The organism is Enterococcus sp. 9D6_DIV0238 (assembly GCF_002174455.2).
GTDB classification, from domain to species: domain Bacteria; phylum Bacillota; class Bacilli; order Lactobacillales; family Enterococcaceae; genus Enterococcus_L; species Enterococcus_L dunnyi.
On sequence record NZ_CP147246.1, the window covers coordinates 2867934 to 2885346 of the forward strand.

Sequence of the window (17413 nt, forward strand, 5' to 3'; positions counted from 1 at the left end):
CTAAAAATCCAAATCCTGATATTTTTGTTAATGTAGTAACAGGATTTAATCAAGGGAAGCAGGGAGTAAAATTGTATTATTGAGGTGGAAGTCTTGCTACGTATGAGGCATGTAGAATTTACGATTCAGGGATGGAAACACATGAACTTATCGATCAAGATTATACATAAGCCACTGGATTTAAAAGAAAAAGTTCAGAAAGTTTATCAAAATATTCTGAACGTAATTGTTCACTTTAAACATTTATGATATATGCTGCTTCACAAAGTAGTAAATAGGATTATCTTCCCTTATTGTGGAAATAAGACATAATAAAATATGAATTTAAAGGGAGTTAAAAGAAAATGGAGTTTAAACAATTATTAAAAAAAGAAATATTGGTAGTAATTAGCGCAATAATTTTGTTCAGTATTACATTAAGTATATCAGAAATATTTTTAGAAAAGCCAACTATTGCATATGCTTCGGAAAATGTAGCGGAAATCAATACCGTTCAAGAATTTGAAACAGCATTAAAAAATAAAACAATAACTACGATAAATGTTAATAAAAGCATTCAATTGAAATGCAATATAGTGGATATTCCTAATCGTGATGTAACAATCAATGGGAACAAACAAAACGGTGTAGTTATCAACTCCGGTCATTACTCTATTTATGGTAAGCAAAACTACAACGGAACAAATATTTTTTCTGTTAAGAACATCAAAATCATTGGTGCAGATAACGATGGACGTTTCTTCACTGGCGGAGCAGGAAACGGTCCTTCAAGTTATGGTTGGAATGTGGATGCAGAAGATGTTCACTATACAGGAGCACGTTTTGTTCATTTAAGTGAAGGAAAACTAAGGTTCTCTGGTAAAGATAACAATGTTAATACACGAGCTGAAAATGCATGGGTCCATGATTTAGAATTCTTACCTGGAACAATTTATAATGGTGTTGCAGCAAACAAAGATCACGGACAATTTTCAGCATTTTACTTCAATGGAGCTTTGATAAAGGGTAAAGCAACCGGTGAAGCAATCATTGGTGACAATGCGAATATAAATGTAAAAATTGGACCACAAAGTACTGTGAATCATTACTATCCAGTATTTTACGATAAAGTTCAAAAAGTTGACGTAGGTGAAGATGCTGTATTTAACGTGGATGCAGCTGGTGTAGCTTTTCAATTTATTCCACGTGCAGACTACGTGAACAAGGTACCAACATTCAATTTAGCTAAAGGAAGTAAAGTTCACCTGAATGGACGCGGTGGTGGGAACTACTCAACGATAAAACTTCAGTATTATGGAGCTGAAGTCAATTTAGAGCCTAATGCAGAACTAATTGTTGTCGGAGATAGTTCAAAATCGGTGATTGAGAGTGAGTATAAAGGTGTAACAATTAACTTGCGAAATCCAACTAATTTTGAAGTAGCAAACAGACGTCCAAATTCAAAATTATTTTATTCAACGAATACAAAAATTAATGGTGCCAATATTGATTGTATCTCCGCTTGGAAGCAAATAGGTGGTGAGTACCAGACCCCTGCTGCTGAATCATTTCAGGGGGGGCAAGGGTTTACGATAGATTTTGGTAAACTATGTGATAGTAAGACTCTATTTATCATGGGGGATCTAAGTGGAAATCAAAAGTTTAGTCTTGAAGATTATGGAAAACTGTCTTTAAAGGGAGCGGAACCTAAGCAGGAAGAGCCGGAAAAACCAATTGAAAATACTAAGGTAGTAATAGTAACAAGACATTATGTAGATGATTTAAAGTCTAATAAAGGCTTTAGATTTTATAAAGAAAAAAGATATACAGTAGAAGAAGGAAGCTATGTACAAATTAATAGTTATAAACTGGATTTCTCTTTTACGGAACATTCTTATGTAGGTGCAGATAGAGGGAACTTTATTGCTAGTAGAAATGAAAATCCTAAAGTAATCAATTACAGGTACTATGCAGAAGTAGATTTTTAAGGGAACTTAATTAGATATCTTATAATATATTAGTTTATAGAATATGGTGCATAATTAGATAAACAGGTATCATTAGTATTCTAATCTCCAAAAGTTAGATCTGAAAATCTAACTTTTGGAGGTTTTTTATGTGTTGGAAAAGATATTTAGAATAGAGACAATCCAACACGTATATTTGAAGAAGAACTTTTTTAAGGAATTGTGAGTAAGTGTATTGCACATGGGGACTTTTCCAAAGCGATGACTGGTAACTGAAATTCGTAGCATAAATGTTATCATCTGTGCATTGGAGGGGTATTTTTAAAGATACATGTTATTTTATAGTTTTAGATTGTTGGATCTTTATTAATACTTTCTCTATATCTAGTATTTCTTGAGCTCTTAATCTATCTGGGATATAAATAGTATAGGTAGCCATTTCATCAAAGCAGGGAATAAAGCTTGAAGTTAATAATAGGTCAAACTTTGTATCAAGTACATCAATTTTAAAAAAGATAGTCAAATTAAAGGAACGCCCAAAATAGCTTTCAAATATATCCATGATTCTTTTTTCCATAAGTATAGGGTAGTCTGTATCAAAGCAAACAGTGATCTCAGATTCAAATGAAGTTATATCTGTCAATGAAGCAAACAGTAAAGCATAATTTGGAATCAAAAAATCTTTATTTTTGAATAGTGAGAACTGTGTCTGTCTTTCTAATTGTTCAACCATGTTAGCTAGCTTCTTAAAAAGAACAGGAAATTGTTCAGAAAATTGAGAAGCATTCGTAAAGCCAGTCATTTCTTCAGGAAAAGCTGGAAAGACAGAGCAAAATAGGTGATTTGCAAAAATTGAAATATAAGATTTTTCTCTTTCTTCTTCTGATAAAGGAATTATCTGTTCAGAAAACAAATCAAAAAATTGTTCAGTTGACTCAAAAACTTCTGTATGGGTTGCTCGATGAAAAGTTAAAATCTCTTTTTTAAAACTGGGAACTGAGAGAAAATTTTCGTGAGATTGAGATAAAATAAAGAAAAATAGAATCTCCGATTCGGGATAATTAAATCTATTAAGCCAGCCTCTAGGTGTATCTAAATATGCTTGTGAAAAATAAGTATGCAGTTGTTCTTTTGAAAGTTGAATTTTGAAACTTTTTCTATATCTTATTAAATTAAGAGCTAGAATATAATGTAGTTGGCGATGCTTTGAGTGATTCCATGGACGTGAAAATTCTTCCATATAGTCCAATAGATCAGTGATTTTTTGCTCTGCGACAGCGGTAAAAGGCCAACCCTTTCCTCTATATAATAGCCAAAAGAAGGTGTAAGCAAATATTCTGATTTGATGCTCTGCGCCAATTAAAATGAATACCCCTTTTTTTTGAGCAATCTTTAAGTAATAAGTTGATAATAGCTGATTTAGTTTTTTTAGTTGGCGTTTAAGTGTCGATTCACTTATAAAGTATTCATTTAAGCAACGACCAATAGAAACTGAATCGCCGAGTAAGAGGTCTTGAAGCAATTTTATTGGTAAACTATGATTGATGATTGATAAGTAAAGTGAACGATAAGATTTATAAGTTGAATAAGAGAGTATAATGGCTTGTTCAGCTTTAATCAGAACTATCTCGTCAGAAGAAAAAGATGAACAGTCTTCAGCTAAAGCATCAAGATATTTTAAAATCGTTTTTCTTTCCCAGTGAGTAGTGGTAATGAGTTCTTGAATAGATACAAAGTCATCTGCTGTTTTTAATTGCTCCAGTAGCAACAATTTTCTTTTTGTAAAATTATCTATGATACTTCCTAATTCCATGATTGTAGCCTCCTTACATTTCTTTAGTATAAAAGTATTAATGAGAATGTCAAAGAATTGATGAGAGTATTTTATCAATAAATAGTACAATACGTTGAAAAACAGTGTTAAAATGACAATAGAAAAATTTTATCGACTTATGATTAGCTACTAAATGAAGGAATTGTCATTAAAATATTCTAACGGAGTTAAAAAGCATTTTGATAATAGGAAGAATGCTGAGAGGAACTGTTCTGTATTATTTTCTATACTTTATAAATTTAATTGAGAATATGTCGACGATTTTGAAATAATCATTGACAAGAAAATAAGGAAAAAAGAGTACGAGGAAATGGCAATACTTACTTGAGTTTCTACAATAACGCTTATATATTGTAATAAATTTTTAGTAACGCTGTTTCAAAGCAATCATAGAAAAAGAATTTTAGGCATCGCATCATCAATAAAAACACTGTGATATTTAATATGGATATCACAGTGTTTTTGTACTTTCCAATTTAATTTAAAATTACGTATCGAGGTAGTTATACATTTTCAACTTTAAAATGTTTTCTTGCATAGAGAATAAAAAAGAATTGAGGTCAAAAAGCACTTTAAATAACAAGTATAATTGAAACGAATTAAGAGAATTCCTTTGTTAAAATGAAAAAAGATTAAAGATATAAAACAAAATATTTCTGAATTGTACAGCAATCCAGAAATAGTGAGTAATATCAAGGGTTCTATGTGTAGTACTTAATAACAATATCGTTTTTATTTAGTTTAGTCAATAGTTTTTTTTGTGCTTTTTAACAAAATAAGTGAATTTTATTGAAAAAAAAACGATTTTTTGCATACGCCGTCAAAAAAATCGTCAAATGTATCGGAGAGTGACAGATATGGTAAAAAAAGGTGAAAATATTTATAAACGAAAAGATGGTCGTTGGGAAGGCCGCTATCGAAAGGGACGAGATGAATATCAGAAGATCACTTACGGATATGTCTATGGAAAAAAATACTCAGAGGTCAAAGAAAAACTGACGATCATCAAAGCAAAAACACTAACACTACATACTTTCACAAGCAATTATAATGGAACTGTTGAGAATTGGATGATCTACTGGTTAGATAATGTGGCAAAGAAACAAATTAAAAGAACAACGTATTACAGTTATCTCAGATTAACTAAAAATCATATTTTAAGTATACTTGGAGACCAAAAAATTTGTGATCTCACAAAAAATGATTTACAAGATTTTGTTGATTTGCTGGAAATGAAAGGACTTTCTTCTGGCACTATCCGAAATATTTTTAATATCATAAAAAAAGGATTGGACAGTGCAGTCAATAAGAATTATTTAGAGAGTAACCCTTGTAGTGGAATTGTTTTACCACAATACAGAAGAAAAAAGGTGCAGGCCTTGACTTTAGCACAACAAAAAAAATTAGAAGTATTAGCTTTTCAAGAGCAAGGATGTTCTCCGATAATACTTGCGCTCTACTCAGGAATGCGTATAGGAGAGATCAGTGGACTAAAATGGACAGATATCAATTTTGAAGAAAACTTGATCCAAGTAAAACGGACAGTTTCAAGAATCTTGAATGAAGAGGGAATAACTTATAAAACAAAAGTTGATATGGATAAACCGAAAACCTGGGATTCAGAGAGAATTATTCCATTAGCCGAAAATTTAAAGAAATATCTTCTCGAAAGAAGAAGAAAACAAGACTCTGAGTATGTGGTTTCATGCAAAGGCCGCTTTGCAGAGCCAAGAGTAATCAATTATCGATTTCAAAAAATAGTAAGCAACCTTGACATAGGAAACATTCATTTTCACGTATTAAGGCATACCTTTGCTACGAGATGTTTAGAGAATGGCGCAGATATAGCCAGTTTAAGCCGGCTCATGGGACATCAATCTACTCGAATGACATTAGATATTTATACAGATTCATTACTTGAGAAACGTCAGGAAGTTATTCAAACCCTAGATCAGCGTTTGGCATAAATAAAAACAAGATATTCCTTTGTCCAGACTCCAAAAGTTAGACCTGAAAATCTAGCTTTTGGATTTTTTTGTTTACCAAAATACCAATTTGAATGTAAGGCTAAAATTTTTCGTAAATATTTATCTAATAGCCGTCACTATGCCGTCAAAAAAAAACATTTTATCCCTAAGGGGAAAGCATTTTTTCCGGATTTCTGGATTGCTGTACAATTCAGAAATATATTATAACGAATAATATCAATGTTTGTTCAAAATTGTAAAAAAAGTATTATATGTTGTTATTATAGTTTCTTTTATTTAAAAATTCAAAGAATGAGTATTAATGATGAACAGGAGGACATGATGATGGGCAAAATAAGTGTTATTAACGTATCTGGAGAGATGGAGCAATCGTACATAGAAGAGTTGAAAAAAAGTAAACATATGGTCGAGTCTGTCTCTTCAAAGAATCTGGAAAGGATTGTTGAAAAGACAGATGCTGTGATCATTTATAATGATGAACGCCAAAAGATGGGAGAAGTTTGCCGATTGATTTTAAAAATTCGCGAGAGTGCTACTTCTTTTGTCTGGGTTTTTTCAAAGCAAAATCTAGAAATGGATCGACTGATTTATCTTCAGTTAGGAGCAGATAATAATTTTAGTGAGGACTGCATACCAGAAGAGTTGCAATTGATTGTTCAAAGAACTATGGCACATCAATTGTCAACTTTAAATAAGCGGCATGTATCTGGTGATCGCCATTTTAAATTGTTGGTTGATAATCAAAGTATTTTGTTAGAAGACGGAAGCGAAATAGAGCTTACCAAGTTGGAATACAGGTTGTTTACACTATTGGAAAGCAAACTCAATGAGACGGTGACATACGAAGAATTAAATCAAAGTATGTGGGATATTTCGAAGGATCATAAAAATTATCGCGTAGCCAATTTAATTTTTCATATAAGATGCAAAATTGAAAGGTACCCAGATAGTGGTATAGAAATTAAGACCGTCCGTTCGAAAGGCTACAGATTACAACTACACTGAGAATTAAAAGAGGTTTTAATTTATGGAAAATTTTTCCATAAATTAAAATATATGACTGATTCAGTCAAAAAAATACTAGAAGAAAGGAGGATAAAAATGAAATGGAAAAATAAACGTGCGGGCATTTTGGCAGGAGCAACTTGTTTTCTTATATTAACGACAGTTTTAACTTATAGGATTGATCCGATTCGAGCGGAAAGTAAAGCGGCGAAAACGGAACAAAAACAGGAAGCAACGGCTAATCCTCTGGAAACAATACAGAATCGGCAAGAGGCACTTTTGGGCACGCAAAAGCAGACTCGAAAAGGAGCGGTTGTCGATGGGGGTGACCCAACCTATGACCTGTATGATGAGAATGGCGTGATTAATCCTGGATGGGTTTATACAGGAACGGATACGAAAAGCGGCGAGATTAAGCTAGGGAATCAAGAGTATTTGCGTTATACGTTTGGGCCATATCTGAGTCTTGATATTAGCCCTACTCCGGATTCTTTAAAGCTCAGCACTTACAATTTCTCTTTAATTCCATCCGTGTTTTTTATCGACAAAAACACAGACGCCAGACCAGTAAATGAAAAAGGAGTAGTGGTTAATTCTTTTTCTAGTCTGGAAACAGATGACAAGCTTGGTAATAGAATATCTAGTTCCAGTCCATTTGTTATAAGTGTTACGCCACCTGCAAATGGGTCACTTCTTTACTCTACTTTTTATTCAGGCTACATTAATCCTATGTATGTATCAGACAACCACGCTAATGTAAAAGGTTTCATGGCAAAGCTCTTTAAGTATTACTATAAAGATCTACCTGATGGAAGTCGCCTGTTGAAACAGGTCGCAGTGACAAAGACAAGTTCCAATTTAGCACTTAAACTGCCAAGCTCAAGTAATAAAGCTGGTCAAGATATACTTGTAGAAGTTGAAACGACGATGATTCCAAAAGGGAAACGCGTTCTTATTGAAAGGAAAGTTACGAATATCGGAAGTACGGTATATCCGGGCTTTACCTTTGGCTCTAATATGGATGCGGCACTGCTGGAAAACATGGGGAATTCGGGACCGATTCCTTTCTATTATGTCGGAAATAACCGTGGGCTGTATATTCAGCGGGAAATAGGAACCGATAACGTTGGTAAACCCTATGGCTATCGAATGGACTTTCTGTTTACAGATGATCATGCAGTAAATAACTGGCGTGCTGGAACGCGATTCACTTCGAGCATGACTGCAGGTGTTGGTGAAATGTATGGTACAACATTTAACCGTTTCCCGCAGCGTGATTCTATAGGAGACGAGACACTAGATGCACCTAGAGATACCAATGCGCTGCCGGGAATAGCTCAGCAGGGTTCGATGGACACGATGCTGTTTATGAAAACTCAACCAGTTGATCTAGCACCGAAATCATATATTCGGACGAGCTATTACCATGGGATAAGTTTAATGGAAGCTAAGCCGGAAATTACATTTGCTCAAGAAGAGAATGCGAAAAGCCCAATCATTTATTATGATCAGCAATATACGTTGAATGGACGCTTTGCGGATACAAATGATGATCGAACAAAGCTAGAGCTGAAGTATTCTGTTGATGGCGGAGAAGAAATTCTTGTAAAATCTTGGAACGTTCCTGAAACTGATGGGGCGAACCGAGAAAATGGTGAGTCAGTTGTACGAGTGGACGAGCCGTGGTCTTTAGACATATCTAAGTACTTAGCTGATGATAAGGATCATACGTTTGTGTTCACAGGCTATAACGGAGTAACAGAAGAGTCGGAAACGGTTGTCTTCAAGTACAATCGGACACCGGAATTAGCTGTCAATGCGGCAAATGCTGCTTTCTATGACGGCAGTAAACTGGTGGACAGAAAATATCCGATCTTGATTGATTATAAAGATGAGGATAGTTCAGAGCTGACGCTACATTATGAAGTTCTGCCGTTTGATGCTGATGGAAACTTAGGTGAACCGGTACCGGGACCAACGACCATTGATTTAACCAATGAACCATTGAATACTCTTCATGAAAAATATGCGGTGATGATTCCGGATGCTGAATTGCAGAGTAAAAAGCAACGTGTTCGTTTTTGGATAGAGGATAAGAATCGCGTGACTGATAAGGAAAGCGAAACTGCTTATTTTGATATCGAAAGAGAGCCGAAGCCGACAATAGCTGTTGACTTAAAAGTAGCGAAGCCGTCTGTTCTGCAAGGAACAGCGAATAGCTATACAGCAACAGTGAAAACAAGTGGTCATCCGGATGCTCGTTTCCATGATCCGAAGCTTATTACAGAACCGTTTGACGCGCGTGTAACGCCAGATACTAAGAGTGTCACTGTTACTGTTAATGGCGTGCCAACGAGTGCCTTTCAGGCTGTATTCGACACAGAAACACGACAGCTAACGGTTAGCTTAACTGGATTTCCTTCCGGTTTAGGCATTGATCAGGAAATTGTCGTTACGTATAACGTAAATACGACCAGCAATTCTGCCGGCGGTCAGCCGATAGAACAAGCGGTTACCTTTACAGGTACGTCTTCAAAAGCACCATATGCGGATGATAAATCAGCAACAGCAACATTCACAATTGTCGATAAAATGGCAATTGCCGTGCGTTACTTTGTTATTGATCCGAATACGGGACAGCTTGAACTTCAAAAGGACTTGTCGGAGGATATTAATGGGGAACATGGTGAAGAAATAGAAATTGTAGCTAAAGAAATCACTGGCTATACGCTGTCTGATACGAAGATAGATGGTAGTAGTGTTGGAACTGTGCAAAAGCCAAAAGTTAAAATAGGGACTAATACGTCACTAGAATTTATCTATGAAGGAGCGTTAGAATTGTCTTCAGCTCCAACAGTAATCGATTTTGGTAACCAAAAAGTTAGCGCAAAAAATCTATTTTTTGATAATCCAAAATATGATCGGCCATTAGTAGTGTATGATAATCGTTCACAAACAACAGAATGGCGAATTCTGCTGAAACAATCAGGAAATTTAAGCATCCCTGGAGACCCTTCCGCACAATTAGTAGATGCTTTAAGTTATCAGACAAGCACTGACAATAAAACACTTTCCACTGAGAATCAGGAAGTTTTCCGTTCAAAGGTTAATACACGAGGAAAATTTGATGTAAGTAAAGACACTTGGGGACCAGGAAAAGAGGGACTACGTCTAGATATTCCTGCTGGAAAAGTGAAACAAGTAGGTGACTATGAAACAACTCTAACATGGACAATTGAAGAAGTTTATTAAATGATGGAGAGAAAAATAATGAAGAAAAAGAATTATCTATTCAGTATTTATTTTGTATTATTCTCTGTTATAGGACTTTTGATTGTCTTCGGCGGAGAAGTAGTACAGGCGGTTGAAGAGGGTGGTCAAGTTCAGACAAATGCAGGATTGGTTTTTTCAGGAGAAGAATCTTCGGATAGTAAACCGCCACATGACTCCTCAACGTCAGATTCATCCACATCTAGCTCGTCTAGTAGTAATAATACTCCTAAGGAAGAAAAGCCTATCGGGAGATTACCTTCTACTGGTGAACTGGTTAAAAAGAGTTTGAGTATTACAGGAGGAGCATTGCTACTCATCGTTTTTGGACTCTTTTTACTGAAAAAAGTACAGCACAAAAAAAGAGGAGGCTAGTCTAAGATGAAAAAAGAGATCAATGTATTCCTAGGTTTAGCCGGACTCCTTTTAAGTGTTGGGCTGACATCAAGTGCTTATGCAGATGAAAGTAGCTATTCTGGGAATGGAAATATTCGTTTTGAAGGCAAGGTCCAAACCCAAGTAATGGATCCAGAAAATCCAACACAAGTAGCTGATCCAGGTGATAGTCCGAAAACAAATGGGAATCTACGTTTTGACTTTGTCCCCCAACTGAATTTTTATCAAGCTAAAATTTCGGCGAAAGATAAGGTTTACTATAGTAATGCTCAACTGTTCAAAAATGATATCGGAGCAAGGGGAAACTTCCTTCAAATCTCTGATTATAGAGAAAATAAGAGTGGCTGGACTTTGCAGTTGAAGCAAGAGACACAATTTACGAATTCAGCTGCAAAAAAACACAAAGAGCTTAATGGTGCAGTACTTTCTTTTGACCAATCGTGGACAAATTCAGCCGTTGATTTTTCTTCGGCGCCGACGGTATCAAAAGAAGTCATTCAAATTTCAAATATCGGGGAATTGTATAATCTGGCGGAAGCAAAGCAAAATGAGGGAGAAGGTACTTGGTCGATTATATTTGGCTCTTCAACTTCAAATGAACAGCATGCTGAAACCTTGAAACCTCGAATGAATCACCAAAATCAACCAATTCTTGATCCAAATTTTGGGAATCAGCCAATGTATGAAAATCAGGCAGTTACACTATCTGTACCGGGCAAAACTCAAAAAGAATCAGGAAACTACCAAACGGTGTTAACTTGGATTTTATCCGAGCTACCATAAATTTAAAAAACTCTAGGAGGAAACACAAATGAAATTCACACACAAATTATGCGGAGTTGCGCTATTAGCAACAATTAGCACAGGAGCACTTTTACCAGTAGCAACATATGCAGCAGAAGATCCATTAGTTTGGAGCAACAATGGTAAAATCAAATTTACAGAAGATGATGGAGATGATGTAGTTTTACCTCCAGGTGGAGAAGATGTGGATCCTAAGAATCCAATTACGCAACCACCAGTAAATCCAGGAGTTGGACCTTTAAAAGTCATTGCTATAACAGGGCTTGATTTTGATGTAAATAAAGTTACTCCAGCGACATCTAACGGTTGGGAATATGTTGCAAAACCAGCAGCAATCGAATACCAAGATGGAACAAAAGCAACTTCACAAAACTTTGTACAATTCAAAGATACGCGTGCTGATAACCAGCCAAATACTCATAAATTGACTGCTGTAGCTTCTACATTCAAAAATGCCGAAGGTGCGGAACTGAAATCAGCAACATTAAATTTCTCGAATATCAAACTTACGAATTCAGCTGACCCAACAAAGGTAAATGAAAATGCTGCAAAGCCTACGAACTCATTAGCTACAGATGGAGTAACGCCAACTGAATTTGTAAACCAAGATGATATTGAAAAAGGATTTGGCCAATTCTCTTTAGATTTTGGAGATGAAACTACTATGGGAGACTCAGTAAAATTAAATATCCCAGCAAGTAACAAATTATCGACAAGTAGCGAATATGTATCAACAATTACTTGGACAATAGCAGATGCCCGCTAAAATTATATTTTTTAAAATATAATAAATAAGTGGAAGTGAACAAGTTCGATAATATATACGAACTTGTTCCTTTTTTAAGAGAAAGGAACAAAATATGAAAAAAAAATTACTTATACAATTATCGACTATCCTATACATAGTTTTTATGATTACCGCTTTTTCCACACAAGTAAGTGCGACTGAGAATGTTAGTAATGCATTTACTTATAAGGTAGTTCTTCCTGAAAATCAACATGATAAGAACTCAAATTACTTTGATTTGAGAATGACACCTAGTCAAAAACAAACCGTACTTATCAAGATGAACAACAGCTCCAATAAAGAAATTACTGTAGATGTGGCATTAAACAGTGCAAAAACAAATACGAATGGGGTAATTGAGTACGGTCCATCGAAGCTTGAAAAAGATAATTCCTTAAAATTTGATTTTGCAGAAATTGTAAAAGGTGAAAAAAGCGTCAAGATTCCTCCGAAGCAAACTGTGGAGTATCCTCTTACAATAACAATGCCCGATTCCCAATATGATGGTCTTATTTCTGGTGGGATATACATGATTCAAAAAGATCAGACAAAAGATCAAAAAGCTATGATAAAAAATGAGTTTGGTTATTTAGTAGGAATGATTTTATCTGAAACAGATACTGAGGTAAAATCTGAATTAAATTTCAATAAAGCCTACGCTGAACAACAGAACTATCGTAATGCAATTTTTATAAACTATTCGAACATTCGGCCAGTATACATTGATGATATGTCTATCAATGTTCAAATTATGAAGAAAGGCTCAGAGGAAGTTCTCTATGATACGCGACAAACAAAAATGAGGATGGCACCTAACTCGCAAATTAATTTCCCTGTTTTAATGAATGGAGAAAAAATGATTGCTGGAGATTACAGTGCCCATATTGTAGTGACAACAGAAAATAATGGTAAGTGGGAGTGGCTGGAAGACTTCACCATCACAGATGAAGAAGCAGATAAGTTTAACAAGGAAGATGTTAGTTTATTACAGGAAAGTCGAATCGATTGGCGTATGATTATTTTCGTTGTAGTAGGAGTTTTTGTAGTTATTACGATCATTTTCTTCGCTGTTCGTCTGTACTATGCTAAAAGACAAAAAGAAAAAAAACGACAAGCAGTTGAAAAAAAGAAAAAGAAAGCGAAGAAAAATGGTAAGTAGTAATGACACAATATTTCTGGAGGATAGAGAGAAATGTCAATTTTAGATAAAATTTTTATTGGAATGCTTTCAACAGCTATTCTCTGCGTTATTTTGGGCATTATTTATTTTATCGCCAGTATTCTGACGAAAAAAAAAGAAACAGAGCTAAAACAAAAAAAAGTAAAGAATAAGAAAAAAAGACGTCTGATAAAAAAAAGAATTCAAGTATTTATTAAAAAGAGAAAGAAACAAATGCGATTAGGCATATGTTTTTGTATAGTTGGGCTATTCTTTACTAGTGGAGCTCTATATATGCGATATCACCAAGCTACAAATTTAGGTGATCGGGATTCAGACGGTATCGTTGAGGGGTATTATCTATTGAATGAGACGAGTCAGCAACTAGAAGCAATCGAACAAACAGAAAATATAGAAAAAACAAGAAAAAATATTCGAGAATTAGCAGCTAAACTATCTAGTTTTGGCGTGCGTTATGCAGATCCGAGACTATCTGTAGAAGGTCAACAGTTATTAAATAGGTATTACTCTCAAATGAAAGAGCTAGGGTTAAACTTGAACAACCAGTCAATTGAAAGCTTAAAAGGAAAAGAAACTTATGATATCTACATGAGTGATATCAAGAAAGGTCAGATGATGCAGAAAAAAGTTTTTGATTACTTTAAAGTCAATGAAGGGGCCTTGCAGCAGAAAAAGTAAGAAATGAATAAATCACTATGAAAAATAAGCAACGATATATGAAAAAAAAAAGAAAACTGCAAATACAGCAGCTAATGAAGGAAATATTGATAACTTTAATTATTACATGTTTATTAGGAATAGTTTTAACTCAGACAGTCTTTAAAATTGAGAAAAATGTTGGTTATGGAATGCGTGAGGCATTGGACGATGGGGATCTTGTTTATATAGATCGCTTGGCAAGATATAAACGATTCTCGCTAGTCAATATAAAGACTCCTAGAACCAACGAATCTTCAATTCGACGAATTATTGGTTTGCCTGGTGAGCGCATCTATTATATAAATGATGCGCTATATGTAAATGATCGTTTGGTCGTAGAACGTTTTTTAGAGAGTAGACTTGCACAAATCAGAATAGAAGGAAATATATATACAGAAAACTTTGATTCAAAAGAATTGTCAGAAACGACAAATGGGATACTTCCAGAAGGAAAATATCTTGTGTTAGGGGACAACCGACCGTTTACGACAGACAGTCGTTATTATGGTCTGATTAATGAGGATGAAATTATTGGAACAATGAAGCTACGATGGTGGCCACTGCATAAAATTAGAAGCTATGACTGAAGGCTAGAAAATATTAAAGCGATTGTTTTTTCTTATCATTGTTTTATAAAGAATTAGTCACCTTTGTTTTATTCATGCCCTTCTTTTGTACGAATGAGCTTTTCAGGTAAATCATAGAGATAAAAAAGTTTACTGTTTATGATGTATTGAAAATAGTAGGGAGATATGGCTCGATAGATATAAAGTTACCCTAAGCTGATCAAGAACGGCACTAGTATTTTTATATAATTTAAAGATTAGGTTATCACTGTAGAGAAAATAATCAAGGTGTTGATTTTGACTTAATATTATTGTTGTCACTTGTAATTACTTGGTTAATGGAGAATAAAAGCAACACGTTAGAAGGATTAATCTAACATGTTGCTTTTCGCTTTTGAGTTGAAAAATTTATTATAGCTCAAACAATGCACAGATTATCAACATAGTTTGATAAAAAAATAGTTGATACTTCTGGTATTCTATATAAGAAATTGAGTGATAAAAAGGTTCTTCATTGTTTCACAATGCAGAATAAATAAATATCTTTTTTTTGTAATATCAACCTTTTACTTAATTAATATTATAAAAAAATGATAGATAAGTCAACATTTTTTTAAATCTCATTAAAAAAAATGTTTTATTTGATAAAAACAATGTTTTTTGCCAATAAAAATGATGCTTTTTATCAGCCGTCAAAAAAATCGTCAAATTTAACAGGAAAGAGAAGTGATTCACGATGACGAAAAAGGGTGAGAATATTTATAAAAGAAAAGATGGACGTTGGGAGGGACGCTATATAAAGAAGCGAGATGAAGATCGAAAAATAATTTATGGATATATCTATGGGAAAAAATACTCCGAGGTAAAAGAAAAATTAACTCTAGTCAAGGCTAAAATAACTTCTGCTTCATTGAATATCAATATGTATTATGGAACACTTAGCGATTGGCTTAGCTACTGGATGGATCATATGATGCGGCGTTCGATCAAGAGTACAACGTTTTATAATTATTATCGTTTAATCAACAAACATATCATACCAGCAATGGGAACCTTTCGATTACATACGCTTCAACGTGAAAATATTCAACAGTTTATTAACTATCTTGTCGATATAAATCTATCTTCAGGAACGATCAGAAATATTTTTAATATCTTGAAAAAAAGTTTACGCGAAGCAGCGATCCAAAATTTTTTAGAACAAAATCCTTGTGACAATGTCGTTTTACCTAAATTCAAACGAAGTAAGATTCGAGCGTTAAATATTGTACAGCAACAAAAATTAGAAATCCGAGCTTTCCAAAGCACCGACTGTTCACCCGTGATCATCGCCTTATATACTGGGATGAGAATTGGGGAAATTAGTGGGTTAAAATGGTCTGATATAGATTTTGATAGTAACCAGTTATATGTAAGAAGAACGTTTTATAGAGTATTGGATGAAGAAAATCCCTTTTCAAAAACAAAAATTGCTTCTGGAACACCAAAATCTTCAGAATCTGAAAGAGTGATTCCTATTGCGGACAATTTAAAAAGGTATTTAATGGAAAAAAGAAAAACTGCTAATTCTGAATATGTGATTTCTAACCGTAAAGGGAGTGCAGCAGAACCACGATTGATCAATTATCGGTTTAAAAAACTTATTAAAGAAGCTGAGATAGACGATGTTCATTTTCATATTTTACGACACACATTCGCCACTAGATGTTTGGAGAAAGGGATTGATGTTGCAAGTTTAAGTCGACTTTTAGGTCATCAATCGACAAAAATGACACTGGATACATATACGGATTCAATGTTTGAAAAACGTCAGGAAGCAATGGAAACACTGGACAAGATGCTAAACTATATGGGATGATTCAGTAAAAAATGTGAAAGATACAAAAAAATCTGTATCTTTCACATTTTTTTATTTTTATAAGCCGTCAATGAAACAGTCAGAAATTGTGAAATGTCTTGTGTAGAAAGTACTACAGCTTGAGATTCTGCATTGTGAAACAATGAAGAAAAAATCTATTTATCTTGCTTTAAAAGATAATAACAATAGAAAAGAAAAAATGAAAATGAAATGATTATCTGATTTATACATATTTCTTAAACGGTTGTAGTTACAGAAAAAACGGATGGTTGGTGAAGAACATTTTCACAAATAAAAATTTTTAATGGAGGGAAAGTAATATGTTCAATATTACGATTATATCTAATAATTGTGGTACAAATAGAAAATATATACATGAGATTAAATCGGTAGGCTTTAAAGTAAATATCCTTTCAAAAATGGATGAGTTTGAAAGGACTGAACTATCTAAAATGAGCAGTGATGTTGTTATTATTGAAGAGTCTGGTTCAGAAGACTTTTTTAATACATGTGAACTTATTATGAAAATCAGACGTAGCAGTAATACATTTATCTGGGTAATGGCTGAAAAGGACATACGAAAACAGAAAAATCTATATTTTGACTTAGGAGCAGATGGTGTTGCAGCATCTGAATATGAACAAGAGATTGCTGTTCAACAAATGCGTAATATTGTGACTCATTCAATGGGTTACAAACAGTTAAAAAAAGAAGAAAGACAATTAAGTGATCAGTCAGTTGTTCTATTACCAGAAAATCAGAGCATCATTGTCAATTCAGGTGATGAAATACCATTGACCAGGTTAGAGTATCAAGTGGTTTCGGCACTTAATGAAAATATCGGAACTGCATTGACTCATGAGGAAATATATCAAATAGTATGGAATAAACATCCAGAAGAAGAAAAAGCAGTGAAATATAGAGTCAGTAATATCATTTTCCATCTACGAAAAAAACTTAAAGATGATTCCCAATATATCAAAACAGTTCGCTCAAAAGGATACATGGTCACAGAGTGAGTGAATCTACCAATTCTTTCACTTGAAAGGGGGGATAAGAAAATTTAGTGTTTTATCAAAG

At 34.1% G+C, this 17413-nt stretch carries 13 protein-coding genes; 12 read left to right on the top strand and 1 reads right to left on the bottom strand.

The features are described from left to right. Nucleotides 1–344 precede the first annotated feature (344 nt). Nucleotides 345–1967: a pectate lyase-like adhesive domain-containing protein gene (locus A5889_RS13505; protein ID WP_207114655.1), complete on the top strand. Its 1623-nt coding sequence runs from the start codon at nt 345–347 to the stop codon at nt 1965–1967. A gap of 313 nt (nt 1968–2280) precedes the next feature. Here A5889_RS13505 and A5889_RS13510 read toward each other — a convergent pair whose 3' ends face one another. Continuing rightward, nucleotides 2281–3759, bottom strand: coding sequence for a helix-turn-helix domain-containing protein (locus A5889_RS13510; protein WP_207114656.1), 1479 nt, complete (start codon nt 3757–3759; stop codon nt 2281–2283). Nucleotides 3760–4637: 878 nt separating this feature from the next. Here A5889_RS13510 and A5889_RS13515 point away from each other — a divergent pair. From A5889_RS13515 to A5889_RS13565, 11 genes are all read left to right on the top strand, one after another. Then, nucleotides 4638–5747: a tyrosine-type recombinase/integrase gene (locus A5889_RS13515; protein ID WP_207114657.1), complete on the top strand. Its 1110-nt coding sequence runs from the start codon at nt 4638–4640 to the stop codon at nt 5745–5747. A gap of 342 nt (nt 5748–6089) precedes the next feature. Next, nucleotides 6090–6773 (top strand): winged helix-turn-helix domain-containing protein, encoded by a 684-nt coding sequence (locus A5889_RS13520; RefSeq protein ID WP_176372728.1) that lies wholly within the window; start codon nt 6090–6092, stop codon nt 6771–6773. A 96-nt stretch (nt 6774–6869) separates the two neighbouring features. Beyond that, nucleotides 6870–10025: a WxL domain-containing protein gene (locus A5889_RS13525; protein WP_087639323.1), complete on the top strand. Its 3156-nt coding sequence runs from the start codon at nt 6870–6872 to the stop codon at nt 10023–10025. Between the two features lie 18 nt (nt 10026–10043). Further along, entirely contained in the window at nt 10044–10418 is a 375-nt protein-coding gene (locus tag A5889_RS13530) for an LPXTG cell wall anchor domain-containing protein (RefSeq protein ID WP_176372729.1), read from the top strand. Nucleotides 10419–10424: 6 nt separating this feature from the next. Continuing rightward, nucleotides 10425–11222, top strand: coding sequence for a WxL domain-containing protein (locus tag A5889_RS13535; RefSeq protein ID WP_087639325.1), 798 nt, complete (start codon nt 10425–10427; stop codon nt 11220–11222). A gap of 28 nt (nt 11223–11250) precedes the next feature. Next, entirely contained in the window at nt 11251–12009 is a 759-nt protein-coding gene (locus A5889_RS13540; protein ID WP_087639326.1) for a WxL domain-containing protein, read from the top strand. A 94-nt stretch (nt 12010–12103) separates the two neighbouring features. Then, a complete protein-coding gene (locus A5889_RS13545; protein ID WP_207114658.1) occupies nt 12104–13189 on the top strand; it encodes a DUF916 and DUF3324 domain-containing protein in 1086 nt (361 codons plus the stop codon). Between the two features lie 294 nt (nt 13190–13483). Beyond that, nucleotides 13484–13888, top strand: a complete 405-nt coding sequence (locus tag A5889_RS13550; protein WP_087639329.1) for a hypothetical protein — start codon at nt 13484–13486, stop codon at nt 13886–13888. 17 nt (nt 13889–13905) lie between these two features. After that, the gene (lepB, locus tag A5889_RS13555) at nt 13906–14496 is read left to right on the top strand and encodes a signal peptidase I (RefSeq protein WP_254909534.1); all 591 of its coding nucleotides are present in this window, start codon (nt 13906–13908) and stop codon (nt 14494–14496) included. 715 nt (nt 14497–15211) lie between these two features. Then, nucleotides 15212–16333, top strand: coding sequence for a tyrosine-type recombinase/integrase (locus tag A5889_RS13560; protein ID WP_087639330.1), 1122 nt, complete (start codon nt 15212–15214; stop codon nt 16331–16333). A gap of 320 nt (nt 16334–16653) precedes the next feature. After that, nucleotides 16654–17352 (top strand): winged helix-turn-helix domain-containing protein, encoded by a 699-nt coding sequence (locus A5889_RS13565; protein ID WP_087639331.1) that lies wholly within the window; start codon nt 16654–16656, stop codon nt 17350–17352. Nucleotides 17353–17413 lie beyond the last annotated feature (61 nt).

Excerpts from the sequence above, each read along its gene's own strand:
- A5889_RS13505 (WP_207114655.1), top strand. The coding sequence starts at position 345 with ATGGAGTTTAAACAATTATTAAAAAAAGAAATATTGGTAGTAATTAGC.
- lepB (WP_254909534.1), top strand. The coding sequence starts at position 13,906 with ATGAAAAATAAGCAACGATATATGAAAAAAAAAAGAAAACTGCAAATA.
- A5889_RS13540 (WP_087639326.1), top strand. The coding sequence starts at position 11,251 with ATGAAATTCACACACAAATTATGCGGAGTTGCGCTATTAGCAACAATT.
- A5889_RS13560 (WP_087639330.1), top strand. The coding sequence starts at position 15,212 with ATGACGAAAAAGGGTGAGAATATTTATAAAAGAAAAGATGGACGTTGG.
- A5889_RS13520 (WP_176372728.1), top strand. The coding sequence starts at position 6,090 with ATGATGGGCAAAATAAGTGTTATTAACGTATCTGGAGAGATGGAGCAA.
- A5889_RS13515 (WP_207114657.1), top strand. The coding sequence starts at position 4,638 with ATGGTAAAAAAAGGTGAAAATATTTATAAACGAAAAGATGGTCGTTGG.
- A5889_RS13535 (WP_087639325.1), top strand. The coding sequence starts at position 10,425 with ATGAAAAAAGAGATCAATGTATTCCTAGGTTTAGCCGGACTCCTTTTA.
- A5889_RS13510 (WP_207114656.1), bottom strand. The coding sequence starts at position 3,759 with ATGGAATTAGGAAGTATCATAGATAATTTTACAAAAAGAAAATTGTTG.
- A5889_RS13530 (WP_176372729.1), top strand. The coding sequence starts at position 10,044 with ATGAAGAAAAAGAATTATCTATTCAGTATTTATTTTGTATTATTCTCT.
- A5889_RS13545 (WP_207114658.1), top strand. The coding sequence starts at position 12,104 with ATGAAAAAAAAATTACTTATACAATTATCGACTATCCTATACATAGTT.
- A5889_RS13525 (WP_087639323.1), top strand. The coding sequence starts at position 6,870 with ATGAAATGGAAAAATAAACGTGCGGGCATTTTGGCAGGAGCAACTTGT.
- A5889_RS13565 (WP_087639331.1), top strand. The coding sequence starts at position 16,654 with ATGTTCAATATTACGATTATATCTAATAATTGTGGTACAAATAGAAAA.
- A5889_RS13550 (WP_087639329.1), top strand. The coding sequence starts at position 13,484 with ATGCGATATCACCAAGCTACAAATTTAGGTGATCGGGATTCAGACGGT.